This is a genomic window from Pseudomonas putida group bacterium ESBL64 (genome assembly GCF_045277175.1).
GTDB lineage: Bacteria > Pseudomonadota > Gammaproteobacteria > Pseudomonadales > Pseudomonadaceae > Aquipseudomonas > Aquipseudomonas alloputida.
The window spans coordinates 5134074-5154186 of sequence record NZ_CP145799.1; the positions used below are offsets into that span (position 1 = coordinate 5134074).

19 protein-coding genes are annotated in these 20113 nt (G+C 64.0%); 11 read left to right on the plus strand and 8 right to left on the minus strand.

What is annotated here, in order from left to right; all coding sequences use genetic code 11:
• Positions 1-13: 13 nt before the first annotated feature.
• Together V6093_RS23305 and V6093_RS23310 are read right to left on the minus strand one after the other, a co-directional pair.
• Positions 14-427 (minus strand): DUF4398 domain-containing protein, encoded by a 414-nt coding sequence (locus V6093_RS23305; RefSeq protein WP_003252223.1) that lies wholly within the window; start codon positions 425-427, stop codon positions 14-16.
• 276 nt (positions 428-703) lie between these two features.
• Positions 704-1048, minus strand: a complete 345-nt coding sequence (locus tag V6093_RS23310; RefSeq protein WP_003252225.1) for a hypothetical protein — start codon at positions 1046-1048, stop codon at positions 704-706.
• A 260-nt stretch (positions 1049-1308) separates the two neighbouring features.
• Between V6093_RS23310 and ppc the strand changes: the two genes are divergently transcribed.
• The 7 genes from ppc to V6093_RS23345 all read left to right on the plus strand — a co-directional run bounded on the left by ppc (position 1309) and on the right by V6093_RS23345 (position 8632).
• Positions 1309-3936, plus strand: a complete 2628-nt coding sequence (ppc, locus tag V6093_RS23315; RefSeq protein WP_104962445.1) for a phosphoenolpyruvate carboxylase — start codon at positions 1309-1311, stop codon at positions 3934-3936.
• Between the two features lie 257 nt (positions 3937-4193).
• Complete coding sequence (gene adk, locus V6093_RS23320) at positions 4194-4844, plus strand: adenylate kinase (RefSeq protein WP_004575467.1); 651 nt, start codon at positions 4194-4196, stop codon at positions 4842-4844.
• Positions 4845-5114: 270 nt separating this feature from the next.
• Entirely contained in the window at positions 5115-5789 is a 675-nt protein-coding gene (gene tsaB, locus V6093_RS23325) for a tRNA (adenosine(37)-N6)-threonylcarbamoyltransferase complex dimerization subunit type 1 TsaB (RefSeq protein WP_003252230.1), read from the plus strand.
• 131 nt (positions 5790-5920) lie between these two features.
• Entirely contained in the window at positions 5921-6211 is a 291-nt protein-coding gene (locus tag V6093_RS23330; protein WP_003252232.1) for a hypothetical protein, read from the plus strand.
• 3 nt (positions 6212-6214) lie between these two features.
• Entirely contained in the window at positions 6215-7084 is an 870-nt protein-coding gene (locus V6093_RS23335) for a DUF72 domain-containing protein (protein ID WP_014754297.1), read from the plus strand.
• Positions 7085-7112: 28 nt separating this feature from the next.
• The gene (locus V6093_RS23340; protein WP_012053563.1) at positions 7113-7943 is read left to right on the plus strand and encodes an oxaloacetate decarboxylase; all 831 of its coding nucleotides are present in this window, start codon (positions 7113-7115) and stop codon (positions 7941-7943) included.
• Entirely contained in the window at positions 7943-8632 is a 690-nt protein-coding gene (locus V6093_RS23345) for an extensin family protein (RefSeq protein ID WP_108078109.1), read from the plus strand. The genes V6093_RS23340 and V6093_RS23345 overlap by 1 nt, the downstream gene beginning before the upstream one ends.
• A gap of 2 nt (positions 8633-8634) precedes the next feature.
• Here the strand turns inward: V6093_RS23345 and V6093_RS23350 are convergent, their stop codons facing one another.
• Complete coding sequence (locus V6093_RS23350; RefSeq protein ID WP_265979945.1) at positions 8635-9255, minus strand: energy transducer TonB; 621 nt, start codon at positions 9253-9255, stop codon at positions 8635-8637.
• A 104-nt stretch (positions 9256-9359) separates the two neighbouring features.
• Between V6093_RS23350 and V6093_RS23355 the strand changes: the two genes are divergently transcribed.
• Entirely contained in the window at positions 9360-10136 is a 777-nt protein-coding gene (locus V6093_RS23355; RefSeq protein ID WP_012053560.1) for a class I SAM-dependent methyltransferase, read from the plus strand.
• Between the two features lie 69 nt (positions 10137-10205).
• Here the strand turns inward: V6093_RS23355 and V6093_RS23360 are convergent, their stop codons facing one another.
• Complete coding sequence (locus V6093_RS23360; RefSeq protein ID WP_047604488.1) at positions 10206-10847, minus strand: TetR/AcrR family transcriptional regulator; 642 nt, start codon at positions 10845-10847, stop codon at positions 10206-10208.
• A 275-nt stretch (positions 10848-11122) separates the two neighbouring features.
• Here V6093_RS23360 and V6093_RS23365 point away from each other — a divergent pair, with 275 nt between their 5' ends.
• Positions 11123-12223, plus strand: coding sequence for an efflux RND transporter periplasmic adaptor subunit (locus V6093_RS23365; RefSeq protein ID WP_047604489.1), 1101 nt, complete (start codon positions 11123-11125; stop codon positions 12221-12223).
• Positions 12224-12229: 6 nt separating this feature from the next.
• Positions 12230-15295, plus strand: coding sequence for an efflux RND transporter permease subunit (locus V6093_RS23370; protein ID WP_108079130.1), 3066 nt, complete (start codon positions 12230-12232; stop codon positions 15293-15295).
• Positions 15296-15475: 180 nt separating this feature from the next.
• Here the strand turns inward: V6093_RS23370 and V6093_RS23375 are convergent, their stop codons facing one another.
• The 3 genes from V6093_RS23375 to plsB form a co-directional block, all read right to left on the minus strand.
• On the minus strand, positions 15476-16162 hold the full coding sequence (locus V6093_RS23375) for a DUF4197 domain-containing protein (protein ID WP_003252248.1): 687 nt from the start codon (positions 16160-16162) through the stop codon (positions 15476-15478).
• A gap of 33 nt (positions 16163-16195) precedes the next feature.
• On the minus strand, positions 16196-16594 hold the full coding sequence (locus tag V6093_RS23380) for a YbaY family lipoprotein (protein WP_003252249.1): 399 nt from the start codon (positions 16592-16594) through the stop codon (positions 16196-16198).
• A gap of 76 nt (positions 16595-16670) precedes the next feature.
• Positions 16671-19157 (minus strand): glycerol-3-phosphate 1-O-acyltransferase PlsB, encoded by a 2487-nt coding sequence (gene plsB / locus V6093_RS23385; RefSeq protein ID WP_265979951.1) that lies wholly within the window; start codon positions 19155-19157, stop codon positions 16671-16673.
• 233 nt (positions 19158-19390) lie between these two features.
• On the opposite strand from plsB, the gene V6093_RS23390 reads away from it, so the two are divergent.
• Positions 19391-19600, plus strand: coding sequence for a cold-shock protein (locus V6093_RS23390; RefSeq protein WP_003252255.1), 210 nt, complete (start codon positions 19391-19393; stop codon positions 19598-19600).
• Between the two features lie 122 nt (positions 19601-19722).
• On the opposite strand, the gene V6093_RS23395 is transcribed toward V6093_RS23390, so the two are convergent.
• The gene (locus V6093_RS23395; protein ID WP_003252257.1) at positions 19723-20100 is read right to left on the minus strand and encodes a hypothetical protein; all 378 of its coding nucleotides are present in this window, start codon (positions 20098-20100) and stop codon (positions 19723-19725) included.
• Positions 20101-20113: the final 13 nt, after the last annotated feature.

Genomic DNA, 20113 nt, shown 5'->3' on the forward strand with positions numbered 1-20113 from the left:
GGCGGGGCAGGGCTTATTGAGCGCTGCGCAGGCCTTCCTCACGTACGTCCTGAACGCCCTGGCGGGCATCCTGCACGGCCTTCTGGGCTTTAGCTGCCTGGGCCTTGCGTTCGGCGAGGCGTGCATCCCATTCGGCCTGTTGGGCCAGGCGCTTGGCCTCGTCGTACTTCTTGTCATGCATGGCGATTTCGGCTTGCTTGAACTTGTCCTGAGCCGCTTTCATTTCCACGGCGGCGAACTCGGTACCGCCAGCGCTGACGGCGGAGTTCACGGCGGACTGGGTAACGGCATACTGCTCGGTGGGCGGATTGCCCGCACAGCCGGCCAGGACCAGGCTACTGCCCAGCGCCAGCGCGGCCAGCTTGAACCCGCGCACATGAGTGGATGACAGTTGGCTAGTGCGGGTCTTCATGGTGGTCAGCTCCATTGGATCACTCCTGATAACGACGATGTCCGTAGCAGTCCATCGCTCAATCCCTGACAAAACCGCGCGCTTCAGCTCAACGGTGCACGAGGGCAGTGTGCAGGGTTTTAGCGTGATGGCTATTGGCTCCGACTCGAACGTTTTTCGAATAGTTCAGAAAAAAGCGCTGTAATCGAATAACTATTTCTGACTGATCGGTCAGTGCGATTGACCTGGAACTTTCCCAGGCTGGAGCGGTATTCCGGGCCTTGAGCAGGCCCGGAATGCTGGGGCGCAGGATTATTTGTCGGTGTCGACTGTCGCGTTGCTCAAGTTGTGCAGGTGCTGGCGGGACAGGGAGAGAAAGCGCGGCGTAGGACCAACGTCTTCGTACAGCGGGTCGCCTTCTTCGTCGGTGGCGATGACCTGGCGGCCCTGCACATAGGGGAAACTGGCTTCCAGTTCTTCAAGGGCGGCGGCGACCAGTTCGCCGAGCAGTTCTTCGGCGGTGCGCTTGGGGTACATGTCGATCAGCGCGGCCAGGCGCGCTTCGGACTCCAGGTCCAGATGCAGGACATGGCCGGTACGGCTGAGGGTACCGGCGGCATTCTGTTCCCAGTGCTGGGCGAGTTCACGGATTTTCATGATGACCTCTGTTGACGCCTGGAAAGGCTGCACTGCATGGGAGTGCTGTGCTTTCACTTTAGTTTGGTTTGGCCGATCACGGCTTGCCATCGTCGCCCGGCTGTGGGCACTCTTGGGGGATACCGCCCCCCTGTAGGAGCGGGTTTACCCGCGAACACCGGCAACGCCGGTGCCAGGCACCGCATTGGGCTCTTCACGGGTTAACCCGCTCTGGCACAGGGCGCGCCAAGGCTGAGAGGGATGCAACGGAGAGAGCGCCAGTGACCGATATCGATGTGCGTTTGCGTGAAGATGTCCATGTGTTGGGGGAGCTGCTTGGCGAAACCATTCGCCAACAGCACGGCGATGCGTTCCTGCAGAAAATCGAGGACATCCGCCACAGTGCCAAGGCCGACCGCCGTGGCCCGGGTGAGCAGCTGAGCTCAACCTTGGCGGACCTGGCCGAAGAAGACCTGCTGCCCGTAGCGAGGGCCTTCAACCAGTTCCTCAACCTGGCCAACATGGCCGAGCAGTACCAGTTGATCCGCCGCCGCGACGCTGACCAGCCCGAGCCGTTCGAAGCGCAGGTACTGCCCGAGCTGCTGGGGCGCTTGAAGCAGGCCGGCCACAGCAACGATGCCCTGGCCCGGCAACTGGCCAAGCTCGATATCCAGTTGGTGCTCACCGCACACCCCACCGAAGTGGCCCGTCGCACGCTGATCCAGAAGTACGACGCGATCGCCGGCCAACTGGCCGCGCAGGACCATCGTGACCTGACCCCGGCAGAACGCCAGCAAGTGCGTGAACGCCTGCGCCGGCTGATCGCCGAGGCCTGGCACACCGAGGAAATCCGCCGTACCCGGCCTACGCCGGTAGACGAGGCCAAGTGGGGTTTCGCAGTGATCGAGCATTCACTGTGGCATGCCATCCCCAGCCACCTGCGCAAGGTCGACAAGGCCCTGCTGGAGGCCACTGGCCTGCGCCTGCCGCTGGAGGCCGCGCCGATTCGCTTTGCCTCGTGGATGGGTGGGGACCGTGATGGCAACCCCAATGTAACGGCTGCCGTCACCCGCGAAGTACTCCTGCTGGCGCGCTGGATGGCCGCCGACCTGTTCCTGCGCGACATCGATGCACTGGCCGCCGAGTTGTCCATGCAGCAGGCCAACGACGCCCTGCGCAAACAGGTTGGCGACAGTGCCGAACCCTACCGTGCTGTGCTCAAGCAACTGCGCGACCGCCTGCGTGCGACACGCGCATGGGCGCATTCGGCCTTGACCAGCAACCAACCGGCCGGTGCCGACGTGCTGGTGGACAACCGCGAGCTGATCGCGCCGCTGGAGCTGTGCTACCAGTCACTGCACGAATGCGGCATGGGCGTGATCGCCGAGGGGCCGCTGCTTGACTGCCTGCGTCGTGCGGTGACCTTCGGCCTGTTCCTGGGCCGCCTGGACGTACGCCAGGACGCTGCCCGCCACCGTGATGCGCTGACCGAGATTACCGATTACCTGGGCCTGGGGCGTTACGCCGACTGGGATGAGGAGCAGCGCATCGCGTTCCTCCAGGCCGAGCTGAAAAACCGCCGGCCCCTGTTACCTGCGCATTTCAAGCCGCAAGCGGACACCGCCGAAGTGCTGGCGACCTGCCGGGAAGTGGCCGCTGCGCCGGCCGCCTCGCTGGGGTCTTACGTCATCTCCATGGCCGGTGCCGCCTCGGATGTATTGGCGGTGCAACTGTTGCTCAAGGAAGCCGGCCTGACCCGCCCCATGCGTGTGGTGCCACTGTTCGAGACCTTGGCCGACCTCGACAATGCCGGCCCGGTCATGCAGCGCCTGCTTGGCCTGCCGGGCTACCGCGCGGGCCTGCGCGGCCCGCAGGAAGTGATGATCGGCTACTCCGATTCGGCCAAGGACGCCGGCACCACGGCTGCTGCCTGGGCGCAGTACCGGGCTCAGGAAAACCTGGTGCGCATCTGTGCCGAGCATCAGGTCGAGCTGCTGCTGTTCCACGGCCGTGGCGGTACGGTCGGGCGAGGCGGCGGCCCGGCCCATGCCGCGATCCTGTCGCAGCCACCGGGTTCGGTGGCGGGGCGTTTCCGCACCACCGAGCAGGGTGAAATGATCCGCTTCAAGTTCGGCTTGCCGGGCATCGCCGAGCAAAACCTCAACCTGTACCTGGCTGCCGTGCTTGAAGCCACGCTGTTGCCACCACCGCCCCCGCAGCCGGCCTGGCGTGAAGTGATGGACCAGTTGGCCGCCGATGGTGTCCAGGCCTACCGCAGCGTGGTACGGGAGAATCCCGATTTCGTCGAGTACTTCCGCCAGTCGACGCCAGAACAGGAACTGGGGCGCCTGCCGTTGGGCAGCCGCCCGGCAAAACGTCGCGCCGGGGGCATCGAAAGCCTGCGGGCCATCCCGTGGATCTTCGGCTGGACCCAGACCCGGCTGATGCTGCCGGCCTGGCTGGGCTGGGAAACGGCGCTGACCAATGCATTGGCCCGTGGTCAGGGTGAGTTGCTGGCGCAAATGCGTGAGCAATGGCCGTTCTTCCGCACCCGCATCGACATGCTGGAAATGGTACTGGCCAAAGCGGATGCACAAATTGCCGAGGCCTACGACGAACGTCTGGTGCAACCGCACTTGCGTCCTTTAGGTGCGCACCTGCGCGACCTATTGTCGCAGTCATGCCAGGTAGTGCTGGGTCTGACCGGGCAGCCGGTGCTACTGGCGCACAGCCCCGAGACACTGGAATTCATTAGCCTGCGCAATACCTATCTGGACCCGTTGCACCGCCTGCAGGCAGAGTTGCTGGCCCGCTCGCGCAGCCGCGAAGCCGCTCTGGACAGCCCGTTGGAGCAGGCCTTGCTGGTGACCGTGGCGGGTATTGCCGCCGGGCTGCGCAACACCGGCTAAGGGCAAGCCCGGGCCATGTCTGGTGACGGCCATACAGGCCCGGCACAATGACGGGGAGGGTGGTTGCGCCAGGCGCAACCGCCTGCCCGGTCAGCCGCAAGTGGCGCATTCCTGCAACTTTGGGACGCTTGTCTGGCTGCCGGGCGCTGTGTATCTTGAGCAGCCTTCTGACCGATTTATGGTCATACCCGATTATCCGGACTTGGCCCTGGTCGCCGAATCCATTGAATTTCATACAAAAATTTGAGGAGCACAAGATGCGCGTAATTCTGCTGGGAGCTCCCGGGGCCGGTAAAGGTACTCAGGCAAAGTTCATCACCGAAAAGTTCGGTATTCCACAGATCTCCACCGGTGACATGCTGCGTGCCGCCGTCAAGGCCGGCACTCCGCTGGGCCTGGAGCTGAAGAAAGTCATGGATGCCGGTCAGCTGGTCTCCGACGAGTTGATCATCAGCCTGGTGAAGGAGCGCATCGCTCAGCCTGATTGCGCCAACGGCTGCCTGTTCGACGGCTTCCCACGCACCATCCCACAGGCCGAAGCCATGGTCGCTGCCGGTGTCGACATTGATGCCGTGGTCGAAATTGCCGTGGACGACGAAGAAATCGTCGGCCGCATGGCTGGCCGCCGCGTGCACCTGGCGTCGGGCCGTACCTACCACATTCAGTACAACCCGCCGAAAGTGGAAGGCAAGGACGACGAGACCGGTGAAGACCTGATCCAGCGTGACGACGACAAAGAAGAAACCGTTCGCCATCGCCTGTCGGTCTACCACAGCCAGACCAAGCCGCTGGTGGATTTCTACCAGAAGCTGTCGGCTGCCAATGGCGGCAAGCCGAAGTACAGCCACATCGAAGGTGTCGGCTCGGTTGAAGCCATCACCGCCAAGGTCCTGGCAGCCCTGAGCTGATCCGGCGCCTGACGCACCTCGACAACGGCCCGCTTCTGTGGGAGCGGCCTTGTGTCGCGAAAGGGCTGCAGAGCAGCCCCAGACAATGGTGTGTACCGCTGAAACCCTGGGGCCGCTTTGCGGCCCTTTTCGCGACGCAAGGTCGCTCCTCCAGGGCCAGTGCAGGCTTTGAAATCAGCGTGATGGGCCGCACAGCGGCCCCCTCGGGACACAACGCCGCTGCTGCTCTATACTGCCGCTCTTTTTCATTCGCATCTGGATACCCGTTCGATGACCACCCTGCTGGCCCTGGATACCGCCACCGAAGCCTGTTCCGTCGCGCTGCTGCATGACGGCAAGGTAACCAGCCATTACGAGGTGATCCCGCGCATGCATGCCCAGAAGCTGCTGCCGATGATCAAGCAACTGCTGGCCGACGCTGGCGTGGCACTGAATGCGCTGGATGCCATTGCCTTTGGCCGTGGCCCGGGCGCGTTCACCGGCGTGCGTATTGCCATCGGGGTTGTGCAAGGCCTGGCCTTCGCCCTCGAACGCCCAGTGCTGCCGGTGTCCAACCTGGCCGCTTTGGCCCAGGGTGCATTGCGCGAGCATGGCGTGCAGCAGGTGGCCGCTGCCATCGATGCGCGCATGGATGAAGTGTACTGGGGCTGCTACCAGGCCACGGCGGGCGAAATGCGCCTGGTCGGCCGTGAAGCCGTGTTGCCGCCCGAGCAGGTGGCGCTACCGGCAGGCAGCAATGGCGAGTGGTTCGGTGCCGGTACCGGATGGGGCTATGCCGAGCGCCTGGCGGTACAGGTGGCGGCTAGCAACCCGGGTGCCTTGCCCAACGCCCTCGACGTCCTCAGCCTGGCCACATTTGCCTGGGCCCGTGGCGAGGCAATCGTCGCCGAGCAGGCGCAACCGGTTTATCTGCGCGATAATGTAGCCACGCCCAAGAAGCACTGAGTGCTGTTCGTCGATTATCGCCGAACACGCTAAAACCTTTTGCGCGATCTGTGGTCCAGTTATCACTCAAGCATTAGCGACGGAACTCTGATGCTGCTAAATTGCCATCATTGGTCCTGAGTGCTCATGCCATGCGTATCGACGGTTTCTCATCGCAGTCCTACCCGCTCAAGCGCCTCTCGCGCAAAGCAGCGGTGCGTGACGAGGCCATCGACGACGCCGAGGTGATCGAGGAGGCAGAAGCCGCCCCGCAGGAAGCCACCGCCCGCCGCCCTGGTGGTGGCCTGCCAGCCCGCCAGCAGGACATGGTTTTCCCTCGCGCCCGTGACCGCCGCACCGCCACCGCACTGGCCAGCTACCTGAGCACTGCAGGCTTTACTGACTGGGACATGGAAGTACTGGGGCTCGACCTGTACATTTGATGGATGAATCCCCTACCACTGCCTTACTTTCTCGGTTGCCCGTCGTGGAGCGAAAACGCCTGGCGCGACTACCTGTACCCCGCTGACGCCAACAGTAATCAAATGCTTGGCTTCTACAGCCAGGTATTCAACGCCGTCGAAGGCAACACCACGTTCTACGCACGTCCCGCTCCCGGCACCATTGCCCGCTGGGCGCAGGTCATGCCAGAGCACTTTCGCTTCACTGCCAAGTTTCCGCGGGATGTCAGCCATGAAGGCGACCTGCGAGACCAGCTTGAGCCTGCCTTCGACTTCACTCGGCTGATGGCCCCGCTGGGCCAGCGCGTATCACCCTACTGGCTGCAGTTGCCGGCCCAGTTCGGCCCGGCGCGGCTGGGTGAGCTTTGTCACTTCCTCGATCAGATTGCCGTACCCGTGGCTGTGGAAGTGCGCAACCAGGCCTTTTTTGCCAAGGGTGAGGAAGAACGCCTGCTCAATCGCCTGCTGCACGAACGCGGTGTAGAGCGTATCTGCCTCGATCCGCGTGCGTTGTTCAGTTGTACCTCGCGCGACCCTGCCGTGCTGCATGCGCAGTCGAAGAAGCCTAAGGTGCCACCGCGTCCGGCAGCCTTCAGCCAGCACCCGCAGGTTCGCTTCATTGGCCATCCGGAACTGGAGGCCAATCACACCTTCCTTAGCCCTTGGGTAGAGAAAGTCGCCGCCTGGATCGAAGAAGGCCGCAATCCCTATATCTTCCTGCACACCTCGGACAATCGCCTGGCTGCGGCGCTGGCCCAGCGTTTCCATCAGCGCCTGATGGCACGCCTGCCGGGCCTGGCACCTTTGCCGGAATTGCCGCGCGCCCCTGAGGTCGAACAATTGGGGCTACTCTGACCTTTCCCTGACTGCCGGAGGTTGAACCATGGATGTGCAAACCCTACGAGCTGAGGCCTTCAAGGCGTTACACGCGCGCGACGGCGCGTTCGTCATCCCCAACCCGTGGGATGCCGGCTCCGCCAAGTTGCTCGCCAGCCTGGGTTTCGAGGCGCTGGCTACCACCAGTGCAGGCCTGGCCTTCAGCCTGGGCCGGCCAGACGCCGAAGGCGCCTTGAGCCTGGACGATACACTGGACAATGCCGGCGAGATCGTCGATGCCACTGCGCTGCCGGTGGCCGCCGATCTGGAAAACGGCTTTGGCGACTTGCCCGAAGACTGTGCCCAGACCATTCTGCGTGCCGCCGAAATTGGCCTGGTGGGCGGTTCCATCGAAGATGCCAGTGGCCGCAGTGATGCGCCCATCTATGACTTCGGGCTGGCTGTGGAGCGCGTGCGCGCTGCCGTACAGGCTGCGCGAAGCCTGCCATTCCCGTTCACCTTGTGCGCCCGTGCAGAAAACCTGCTGCACGGGCGCATGGACCTCGACGACACCATCCTGCGCCTGCAAGCCTATGCCGAAGCCGGTGCCGACGTGCTCTACGCCCCCGGGCTGCGCACCGTGGAGGAAATCCGTGCCGTGGTGCAGGCAGTCGCACCGCGCCCTGTGAATGTGCTGATGGGCATGGCGGGCGTGCCGCTGAGCGTCAACCAGTTGCAGGACCTGGGCGTGCGCCGCGTCAGCGTTGGCTCTTCGCTGGCCCGTGCTGCGCTCGGGGCCTTCTACCGGGCCGCGCAGGAAATTCGCGATGAGGGCACGTTCGGCTACGGTGAGCAGACCATGCCGTTTGCCCAGCTGAACGACCTGTTCCGTCGCTGATGCGGGCATTGCTGGCGCTACTGGCCGGCCTGCTGACGGTGGCCGGCCTGGCCTGGCACTTCGGCTGGCGCCTGCCTGCCGCATGGAACCCCTGGGCGCCGCTGGACGTACGCCAGCCGCCCAACCTGCTGACCCCCTACAAACTGTCGCGCCTGCGCGATGACCCAGCGCTGTGCCGGCAGGCGCTGGAAACCAGCCACCTGCGTTACCGGGCACAAGCCGACAGCCCGGCGTCGGCCAACTGCCCGCTGCAGAACGTATGGCGCATTGAGGGCGGCCAGGCGCGGTTGGGCAGCAGCTTTCTGGCCAGTTGCCCGTTGGCGGTGGCCTATGCACTGTTCGAAAACCATGGCTTGCAGCCGGCGGCGCAGGAAGTGTTTGGGCAAGCGGTGACGCAGGTCGATCACCTGGGCAGCTTTGCCTGCCGCAACGTCTACCACCGCAAGCAGGGCCGTTTGAGCCAGCACGCCACGGCCAATGCCCTGGACATCAGCGGTTTCCGCCTTCAGGACGGCCAGCGGATCGTGCTGGCGCGTGACTGGCAGGCGGGTGGGCAGAAGGCCGAATTCCTGCGTCGGGTGCAGCGGGCGGCTTGCGAGAGCTTCAGCACGGTGCTGGGGCCGGACTACAACGCGGCTCACCACAATCACTTTCACCTGGACATGGGGCGCTGGCAGGTGTGCCGCTAGCCTCAGGCGTGAGCGCGCACGTTGTTCAGCACCACTGGGCGCGCCCAGTGGATGTCGAACGCCAGGTCATTCTGCTGCTTGGCCAGGGTGGCGTCGTCGAACGGTTCGGGCGCCGGGTCCAGCAGGTTGGTCTCGAACTCGGCAATGGGCAGGAACAATGACCGTGGCGTGGGGCCAGGGCCGGGTTCGGCGATCGGCTGACCCTGGTTCATCACCACCGGGCGCAGCCAGCTGTTGTTGATGTCGAGCTGGCGCTGTTGCTCGATCAGTTCCATGGCGCTGAACGGCTCGGGGGCGGGCGGCAGCAGCTTGGCTTCAAGCTCGGCCTTGGGCAGAAACAACGGTTCGGGCGGCGCCACGATGGTGTCGTGCACCGGGCAGGCGCGCTGGGCGTCGATCAAGGCCAGTGCACGGGCGCCGCCGATGGGTTCACCGCTGTCCTGGTCGTACTGCACGAACGACTGGCTGACGCCGTCTTCGGGCTCTTCCTGCTGCTCGGCCATGGCCCGGGCAAAGAAATCCTGCCACAGGTGGCTGACGCCCCCGAGTGCCTGGGTGTTGTGCTGACTGTAGTTGCCGACAGGCGACAAATAGGTCAAGCCGATGGGAAGAGTATCTGACATGGCAGTCGTGCGCGCTGTGCTCTGGCAGAATAGCGGGATATTGCCTGTATCGGCCGTGGCTGCCGATTCATTAAGGGCTTGGTTTGATTTTTCGGGTGTGAACGATGGAAGAGCAAGGCACGGGTATCAGGGTCGAGGCGATGGCAGCTGAGTATGCGCAACAGGCCAGGGTGTGGGCTGAACGCCTGGGCCTGCCGCTGCAGGACGATACCGCCGCCTTCGCGGTGCAGGTGGGCGCCGACGGCTTGCAGATTCAGCAACTGGGCCCGCAGGCGCCTGGGCCGGTGCGTGTGGACTTCGTCGAAGGCCAGGCTGCGCATCGCCGCCAGTTTGGCGGTGGCAACGGGCAGATGATCGCCAAGGCTGTGGGCATTGCCCAAGGTATCCGGCCGCAGGTGCTGGATGCCACGGCGGGGCTGGGCAAGGACGCGTTCGTGCTGGCCAGCCTTGGCTGCCAGATGACCCTGATCGAGCGCCAGCCGCTGATTGCCGCGCTGCTGGAGGACGGCCTGGCGCGGGCGCGGGCGGATGAAGAGGTGGGCCCGATTGTCGGGCGCATGCGCCTGTTGACCGGCAACGCCATCGAGCGCATGCGCGCCTGGGAAGGGGAGGCGCCGCAGGTGATCTACCTCGACCCGATGTTCCCGCACCGGGACAAGAGCGCCCTGGTGAAAAAGGAAATGCGCGTGTTCCGGCCTTTGGTGGGCGATGACCTGGATGCCCCGGCCCTGCTCGAAGCCGCCCTGGCGCTGGCCAGCCATCGGGTGGTGGTGAAGCGCCCGCGCAAGGCACCGATCATCGACGGGCCGAAGCCCAGTCACAGCCTGGAAGGCAAGTCGAGCCGGTATGACATTTATCCGAAGAAGGCGTTGAAAGCCTGACGTTTGTGTGGCCTGCCCAGGCCTCTTCGCGGGTAAGTTCGCGAAGAGGCCTGCAAAAATATCCAGATATCAGGGTTTGAATGCCCTCAAGAACACCCCCACCACCTCGCGCACATGCGCCTCGGCTTCATCGCCTTCCAGCGGCCCCGCACATCCCAGCAGCAAGCGGTAATCTGGCGCCCCCTTGACCAGGCAGAAGAAATGCTCCGCCGCCCTCAAGGGGTTGTCGATGCGCAGCAGTCCGCGCTCATGTGCCCCGCGCAGTAGCGCTTCCATGCCTGCGAGCACGCGCTTGGGCCCGGCTTCGTAGAAGTACTCGCCAAAACTCGGGTCCAGGCTGCCCTGGGCCATGATCAGGCGGCTGAGCTTGACCGCTTCGTCACTGCTGATAAGCGCCTGGAAGTTGCGGGCAATGGTCAGCAGCACGTCTTCCACCGGCACCCCCTCGGGATACTCGAACAGCAGGTCAGGCAACTGGATCTGGCAGGTGGCCATGACCGCCGAGCAGAACAGGGTCTGCTTGTCGGTGAAGTGGCTGTACACGGTGAGCTTTGAAACACCTGCCGCTGCAGCGACCGCATCCATGCTGGTGTTGGCGTAGCCAAGGCTGAGGAACAGCGCCTTGGCCGCTTCGAGAATCGCCTCGCGCTTGGCCAGGTCCTTGGGCCGGCCCGGGCCGATGGGTGCGTCGTTGGACATTGTGGTCTGCATCTGGTTGAAGGTTCACCATCTTAACGGGTCACGCGCCATCCGGCTAAAGCCAGGCTGCATTATCTGCTGTCTGCCAGTGGACAGTTGATTGACAAGAATGTCGTTGCGAAGGTGCCGTTGACCACCCACTGCGCACCCAGGCGCGAAACGCGGGGGGTAATGGGCTCAAACCGCACCCTCGAAAAACCCGCGCATACCCTTCCCGGCATCGTTGCGCTGATTTAATATACCAGCCAGTACAAATATTAAATGTGCACTCCGCGAAAGGATTCATCATGTTGCGCCATGCCTTGTCCATCGCTCTGCCCGCCGCCGCTGCCCTGCTTCTGGCGGCGTGTGGTCAGGAAGCCGCCCCACCCGCCGCGCCGCGCCCGGCGCTGGTGGTGCAGCCACAGCCTGCCGAAGCCGCTGCCGACAGTTACCCCGGCGAAGTGCGCGCGCGCTTCGAGCCGGAGCTGGCCTTCCGCATTGGCGGCAAGGTCAGCAAGCGACTGGTGGAGGAGGGGCAGCGGGTCAAGGCCGACCAGCCGCTGGCCGAACTGGACCCGCAGGACGTGCGCCTGCAACTTGAAGCCAATCGCGCCCAGCTGGCGGCTGCCGAGGCGAATCTGGCATTGGTGCGCGCCGAGCGCGACCGCTACCAGAAGTTGCTGGAACGGCAGATGGTCAGCCACTCCCAGTTCGACAACGCCGAAAACCTCTACCGCGCCGGCCTTGCCCGTCTGAAGCAGGCCAAGGCCGAGTTCGAGGTGGCGGGCAACCAGGCCGAATATGCCGTATTGCGTGCGCCGCAGGCCGGGGTGATTGCCAAGCGCCAGGTTGAAGTGGGCCAGGTGGTCGCCGCCGGGCAGACCGTGTTTACCCTTGCCGCCGATGGCGAGCGAGAAGTAGCCATCGGCCTGCCGGAGCAGCAGTTCGCCCGCTTCGCTGTGGGCCAATCGGTGAGCGTGGAGCTGTGGTCTAACCCGCAGGCGCGTTTTCAGGGGCGCATTCGCGAGCTGTCACCGGCCGCCGACCCGCGCTCGCGCACGTTCGCGGCGCGCATCGCCTTTACCACGGCCGCCGTACCGGCCGAGCTGGGCCAGAGCGCCCGGGTGTTCATCGCCAAGGACGGGCTGATCCCGCTGGCGGTACCGCTGTCGGCCGTGACTGCGGAAAACGGTCAGGCCTATGTCTGGCGGGTGAACAAGGAAAGCCGCCTGGAGCGGGCGACCGTGCGCCTGGGGGCTTATGGCAGCGACAGCGTGCCGGTGCTCGAAGGCCTGGACCCGGGTGACTGGGTGGTTGCCGCTGGTGGCCATGTACTGCGCGAGGGCCAGGAGGTACGCCCCGTGGACCGCAGCAACCGTGTAGTGAACCTGACGGCCAAGGAGTAAGTCCCGATGGGTTTCAACCTTTCTGCCTGGGCGCTGCGCAACCGCCAGATCGTCCTGTTCCTGATGATCCTGCTGGCCGTCATTGGCGCCATGTCGTACACCAAGCTTGGCCAGAGCGAGGATCCGCCATTCACCTTCAAGGCCATGGTCATCCGCACCCTGTGGCCAGGCGCCAGCGCTGAAGAAGTGTCGCGACAGGTGACCGAGCGCATCGAAAAGAAGCTGATGGAAACCGGTGAGTACGAGAGAATCGTCTCGTTCTCTCGCCCCGGTGAATCGCAGGTTACCTTCATGGCCCGCGACTCGCTGCACTCCAAGGACATCCCCCAGTTGTGGTACCAGATCCGCAAGAAGGTTGCGGACATTCGCCACACCTTGCCGCCGGAGATCCAGGGCCCGTTCTTCAACGACGAGTTCGGCACCACCTTCGGCAATATCTATGCGCTGACTGGCGAAGGCTTTGACTATGCGGTGCTCAAGGACTACGCCGACCGTATCCAGATCCAGCTGCAGCGGGTCAAGGATGTGGGCAAGGTCGAGCTGATCGGCCTGCAGGACGAGAAAGTCTGGATTGAGCTGTCCAACCTCAAGCTGGCCACCCTCGGCGTGCCCCTGGAAGCCGTGCAGAAGGCGTTGCAAGAACAGAACGCGGTGAGCACCGCCGGTTTCTTCGAGACGCCCAGCGAGCGCTTGCAACTGCGCGTGAGCGGGCGTTTCGACAGTGTCGAGCAGATCCGCCAGTTCCCCATTCGCGTGGGGGATCGCACCTTCCGGATTGGTGATGTCGCCGAGGTGCACCGTGGCTTCAACGACCCACCTGCACCGCGCATGCGCTTCATGGGCGAGGATGCCATTGGCCTGGCGGTGTCGATGAAAGACGGTGGCGACATCCTGGTACTGGGCAAGGCCCTGGAAGGCGAGTTCGAGCGCCTGGCGCATAACCTGCCTGCCGGCATGGCGCTGCGCAAGGTTTCGGATCAACCGGCGGCGGTCAAGGCTGGCGTGGGCGAGTTCGTGCAGGTGCTGGTCGAGGCGTTGGTCATTGTGCTGCTGGTGAGTTTCTTCTCGCTGGGCCTGCGCACTGGCCTGGTGGTGGCGCTGGCCATTCCGCTGGTGTTGGCCATGACCTTTGCCGCCATGCACTACTTCGGCATCGGCCTGCACAAGATTTCCCTTGGCGCGCTGGTGCTGGCCCTGGGCTTGCTGGTGGACGACGCGATCATTGCCGTGGAGATGATGGCGATCAAGATGGAGCAGGGCTATGACCGCCTCAAGGCAGCCAGCTATGCCTGGACGAGTACGGCCTTCCCGATGCTCACCGGTACGCTGATCACGGCAGCAGGCTTTCTGCCGATTGCCACCGCGGCCTCCAGCACGGGCGAATACACCCGGTCGATCTTCCAGGTGGTCACCATCGCTTTGCTGACCTCTTGGGTGGCGGCCGTGGTGTTCGTGCCTTACCTGGGCGAGCGCCTGCTACCCGACCTGGCCAAGCTGCATGCCGCGCGCCATGGCAAGGACGGCCATGCGCCCGACCCCTACGCCACCCCGTTCTACCAGCGCGTGCGACGGCTGGTGGAGTGGTGCGTACGGCGGCGCAAGACGGTAATCCTGCTGACCGTTGCCGCTTTTGTCGGCAGCCTCCTGCTGTTCCGCTTTGTACCCCAGCAGTTCTTCCCGGCCTCCGGGCGCCCGGAGCTGATGGTTGACCTGAAGCTGGCCGAAGGCGCCTCGCTGGCCAATACCGCCGAGCGGGTCAAGCAGCTGGAGGCGCTGCTCAAGCAGCAGGACGGTATCGACAACTACGTGGCCTATGTGGGCACCGGCTCGCCGCGCTTCTACCTGCCGCTGGACCAGCAACTGCCGGCAGCCAGCTTTGCCCAGTTCGTGGTGCTGGCCAAGTCGATGGAAGACCGCGAACGCCTGCGCAGTTGGCTGATCAGCACGGTGGACCAGCAGTTCCCCGACCTGCGCGCCCGGGTCACGCGTCTGGAAAATGGCCCACCCGTGGGTTACCCGGTGCAGTTCCGGGTCACTGGCGAGCATATCGAGAAGGCCCGTGCACTGGCCCGTGAAGTGGCGGACAAGGTGCGCGAGAACCCGCATGTGGTGAACGTGCACCTGGACTGGGAGGAACCCAGCAAGGCGGTGTTCCTCGAAATCGACCAGGACCGCGCCCGTGCGCTGGGCGTGAGCACTTCGCACCTGGCGAGCTTCCTGCAAAGCTCGCTGATCGGTACCACGGTCAGCCAGTACCGCGAGGACAACGAACTGATCGAGATCCTGCTGCGCGGCACCCGGCAGGAACGCAGCGAGCTGGGCAACCTGGGTAGCCTGGCGTTGCCCACCGACAATGGCCAGAGCGTGGCGCTGTCGCAGGTGGCGACCCTGGAGTACGGCTTTGAAGAAGGCATTATCTGGCACCGCAACCGCTTGCCGACGGTGACCGTGCGTGCCGATATCTACGACCAGGAGCAGCCGGCGACGCTGGTGAAGCAAATTCTGCCGACCCTGCAGGACATCCGCGCCAAGCTGCCCGATGGCTACCTGCTGGAGGTGGGCGGCACGGTGGAGGATTCCGAACGGGGGCAGAAGTCGGTGAATGCCGGCATGCCACTGTTCATCGTGGTAGTCCTGAGCTTGCTGATGATCCAGCTGCGCAGTTTCTCGCGCACGGTGATGGTGTTCCTCACCGCGCCGCTGGGGCTGATCGGGGTGACCCTGTTCCTGCTGGTGTTCCGCCAGCCGTTCGGCTTTGTCGCCATGCTCGGCACCATTGCGTTGGCGGGGATGATCATGCGCAACTCGGTGATCCTGGTGGACCAGATCGAGCAGGACATCGCAGCGGGGATGGAGCGCTGGCAGGCGATCATCGAGGCTACGGTGCGGCGCTTCCGACCGATCGTGCTGACCGCGCTGGCGGCGGTGCTGGCCATGATCCCGTTGTCACGTAGTGTGTTCTACGGGCCGATGGCGGTGGCGATCATGGGCGGGTTGATCGTGGCCACGGTGCTAACACTGCTGTTCCTGCCGGCGTTGTATGCGGCTTGGTTCAGGGTGAAGAAGGGCTGAAGACCGCTGGGGGAGGGCTTAGCCCTCCCTTCGCGGGTAAACCCGCTCCTACGACGGCCTGTGTCCAACCCCGCCGCCGTGTAGGAGCGGGTTTACCCGCGAATACGGTGGCGGCAGCAACGGTGAACGGCTGGTGAAAATTGGCCAGCAGGCCCGGCCCTTTCGCGGGTGAACCCGCTCCTACAGCGCGCCGAAGACCTTCTTGGCCAGGCTGGTAGCCGCAGCTGCCGGGTTCTGGCGAATGCTCTGCTCCTGTTTGCCGATCATCTCGAACAAGCCATCCAGCGCCTTCTCGGTCACGTAGTTCTCGATATTGGCGTCATCCTTGACCAGCCCCAGGCCTTTGGCCTGGGCGGCGAAGGCATTGTACTGCTGGGCCACGCCAACCTTGTCGGTGGCCTGCTTGACGATTGGCAGGAACTTGGCGCGGATCTGCTCGCGGCTGCTTTTGTTCAGGTACTGGGTGGCCGAGTCGTCACCGCCGCTGAGGATGCCTTTGGCATCGGTCACGCTCATGTTCTTCACGGCATCCACCAGAATCGCCTGTGCCTGCGGCACGGCGGCCTCGGCGGCCTTGTTCATGCTGGTTTCCAGGGCTTCGACCTGTTCACCCTTGCCGAACATTTTCATCGCCTTGGCGGCTTTGCCCAGGTTGCCTGGCAGCTCGATGCGCACGTCCGGGTTGTTGCTGAAGCCGCCTGGGGTGCTCAGTTGCTTGACGGCCAGCTGCGCACCTTGGGTCAGGGCATCTTTCAGGCCGCCGGTGGCGTCTTTCTGGCTGAGGTCGCCCAGCGACAGGGCCAGGGCACTGGCCGACAGTAGCAGGCCGGCGCACAGGGTGGTGAAGCGCAGGGAAGTGCGGATCATGAAGCTTTCCTTGTAAACGGATGAGTGCGGGTATCAGCGAACCTGATCTACCTTGATGCGTACCGATTGCGGGTCACTGCCATCAAGCGCGACACCGTGGTGTTCGGTATTGATGAACAGCAACTTGCCATTCAGCTCGATGCGCGCGCTCACCGCATAGCGGTGGCCAGGCTTGACCTGCGCGGGGTCATAGGTGAGATGGAACGGCAGCGGCACGTTGCCTTTGACCGGGCCGGCCTGGCGCGCCAGGGTCACGGCAGGGGCGTCCATCAGCGACACATCCTGCAGTTCCACGCTCAGGGTGGCGGCAGGCGGCAGGGCAATGCGCTGCAGGTAGAAGACTTCACCGTCCAGGCTGGCCTGGTTGGGTGGGGTTTGGCTGGAGCAGGCTGCAAGCAGGGATGCGCAACACAGCATAAAGAGCTTTTTCATGGAATCTCCGGTGTCCTTGGAGCTGGCTTGTGGCCAACCCCACGGACTTTAGCGGATTTTGCCGACCGATGAACCGTTAGAGGGTCGAAGTTTCCAACCCGTCGTCACGGTGCAGGGCCACTTGGCGGATCGACAGGCGCAGCTCGGCCGACAGCACTCGCTTGGCCACGCCCTCGGCCAGCTCGCCGAGTTTGTCGTGATAACCCAGCTTGCCTTGCGCATCGGCGTGCAGCACCCCTTGCTGGAGCAGGGTCTGGATGAAGTGGCGGAACAGCGTCTTGTCGAAGAACTCCGGTGCGTTCAGGCCATGCAGGATCGACAGGCGTTGGGCCATCATCACGCACAGGTCTTCCAGCGCTTCGGCGCTCAGGCTGTTCTGCCCGCTGTTGATCAGCAGCGAGGTGGCCATGTAGAAGCGCTGCAGGGTCTGGGTGATGGTGCGGGCGAGCAGGGTCAGCAACACGAACTGCCGCGAGCTGGGCGCCGGGCGCACGTACAGGTCGTTGTCCTGGCGCAGCAGGCCCTGTTCCACCAGCGCGACCAACCATTGGTCGATGACCTCGTCCAGCTGTTCTGGCGTCCAGCGCAGGAACAGTTCGGCCTGTAGGTAGGGGTAAAGCGCGTGCACATACTGGCCCAGCAGTTCACGGCTCATGCGTGAACTGCTGAGGAAGAAGCTGGCCAGCAGCGCCGGCAGGGCGAAGATGTGCAGCACGTTGTTGCGGTAGTAGGTCATCAGCACCGCGTTGCCTTCATCCAGGTAGAGGATGCGGCCCAGGGCATCCTTCTGCTCGGCCACCAGGTTCATGCTGCGCACATGTTCGATCAGTGCCTGGCCGTCGCCCTCGGGCAGGGTGGTGTGCGGCGAGTAGGGCACTTGGCGCAGCAGCGCCAGGTACAGTTCGAGAACGCGGGTCAGGGCGCGCTCGTCCAGGGCAAGGCGGCTGGTGGACAGCAGTGCCAGGGCCACCAGGTTGACCGGGTTGATGGCCGCCGCCTCGTTGAGGTGGCGGGCCACGGTTTCTCCCAGGCGGGCGGTGGCGGCGTTGAGCCAGTCCGGCCGGTACTGCGGACCGTGATCCTGTTCACGCCAGCCGGGCTGCTGCTGGTCGAGGAAGCCAGCCAGGCGGATGGGTTCGCCGAAGTTGACGTAGACCTGGCCAAAGCGCTGCTTGAGTGCGCCGAACACCTTGAAGATGTCCAGCACCGACTCCTTCTTCTTGCTGGCGCCGCGCAGTTCGCCCAGGTAGGTACGGCCTTCAAGCACGCGCTCGTAGCCGATGTACACCGGCACGAACACGATTGGCGTACGCGACGAACGCAGGAAGCTGCGCAGGGTAATGGCCAGCATCCCGGTGCGCGGCTGCAACATGCGCCCGGTGCGCGAGCGGCCGCCTTCGACGAAGTACTCGACCGGGAAGCCCTTGGTGTACAGGGTGTGCAGGTACTCATTGAACACCGCCGTGTAAAGCGGGTTGCCCTTGAACGTGCGGCGCATGAAGAAGGCGCCACCACGGCGTAGCAGGTTACCCACCACCGGCATGTTGAGGTTGATGCCTGCTGCCACGTGCGGCGGAGTGAGGCCGTTGCGGAACAGCAGGTACGACAGCAGCAGGTAGTCGATGTGGCTGCGGTGGCACGGCACGTAGATCACTTCATGGCCAGGGGCGATACCCTGCACCTGTTCGATGTGGTTGACCTTGATGCCGTCGTAGATCTTGTTCCAGAACCAGCTGAGCACCACTTCGAGGAAGCGGATGGCGGTATAGGTGTAGTCCGAGGCTATCTCGTTGCCATAGCGCAGTGCCTGGGCCTCGGCTTTGGCCAGCGGAAGGTTCTCGCGCTGCGCTTCGTCGGCAATCGCCTGGCGCACTTGCGGGGCATGGACCAGGCCTTTGACCAGGGTGCGTCGGTGCGAGATGTCCGGGCCGATGACGGCAGTCTTGAGGTTGCGAAAGTGCACGCGCATCAGGCGCTGGGCCATGCGCACGGTGCGCTCGTGGCCTTTGTTGTGCTGCACCAGCTCGCGCAGGTGGATTGGCGCGGAGAACTGTACCCGGGTCTTGCGCCCCAGGATCAGTACGGTCAGCAGCCGGCGCAGGCGCCCGGTTACCGCCCAGCTGTCGGCGAACAGCAGCTTCCAGGGGCTGGACTCGCTGGCCGGGGTCTGGCCCCAGAACACGCTGACAGGAATGATCTGCGCATCTTCTTCAGCATGCTGGCTGACGGCAGCCACCAGGCGTTCGAGGGTGGGCGGGGCGCCGCTTTTGTCCTGGCGGCCGAGCCAGTCCGGGTCGGGGGTCAGGTAGAAGAACGCGGCGGGTTCCTGCAGTGGGCCCACGGCTACCGGCAGCACCGGGCGCGGCAGCCCCGCCTTGGTGCACTCGTGGTCGAGCACGGCCAGGTCGGTGAGCGCGGGCGAGGGCAACGCATAGAACACCGGCCGGCTGCGGTCGAGGTTGAGGGTCATGGAAGACTGGTTGATGGTCTCGGAGCGCACCCACAGGTACAACAGGCGACGCAGGCCGCCGAAGATCAGGCGGTGCAGGGGGGAACGGGTCATGGGGTGTGTGCCCTGGGTGTGATGTTCAGGTGAGTATTCTGCTATTTAGTCTGCCGTATCGGCGTAAGTTCAGCAAAATTCGGCCAACGGCGGCGCCGTCATCAATTTTTTTTGTTCTGTGTCATATACTCGGCCTGCCACTTGCAGGATATTTCGGCAAGCGGCGTTGGCACGGGGCAGGTGACCTCATGCCTGCAAGGCGATCTTCACAATAAAAATCCGGAGTAGTTCAGATGTCGTCTCGTGAGACTGGGAATGTAAAGTGGTTCAACGATGCCAAGGGTTATGGCTTCATTCAGCGCGAAGGTGGTGCGGATGTGTTCGTCCACTATCGGGCGATCCGCGGTGAGGGGCATCGTACCCTGGTCGAAGGGCAGCGGGTGGAGTACGCCTGCGTGCAGGGCCAGAAAGGCCTGCAAGCCGAAGACGTAGTGGGCCTCTGAGCCTCTGGTTTCAAGCCGTAGGAGCGGGCTTGCCCGCGAAGCAGCCACCACGGTGGCTGCCACGGGCATAGCCCGTGTTCGCGGGTAAACCCGCTCCTACAGAAACGAGCAAGGCTGCCGTTTCATGATGTACGCCAGGTGATTTCCTCTTCACCGTCGGCGCTGATGCGGACCCAGCGGTCGGCATCTTCTTCCCCGTCTTCCTCGACCCAGCCACCCGGTGCGCAGCGCACTTCCACACCGAGCGCGGCAAATGCGGCGCGGGCGCAGGCAACGTCGTCGGCCCACGGCGTCTGGTCGCTTTCCAGGTACAGGCTGTTCCATTTCCCTACAGCCTTGGGTAACCAAGTGACCGGAATGTTACCGGCCTGGCATTTGAAGGTTTGGCCTTTCTGCTTCCACTCGGTGCACGGGCCGATTGCCTGGGCGAGCCACTCGGCAATCTGCTTGTGGTCGACGTCGGCGTCCTTCAGGTAGATCTCGATATCAGGTTGACGCATAAGGGCTCCGGGT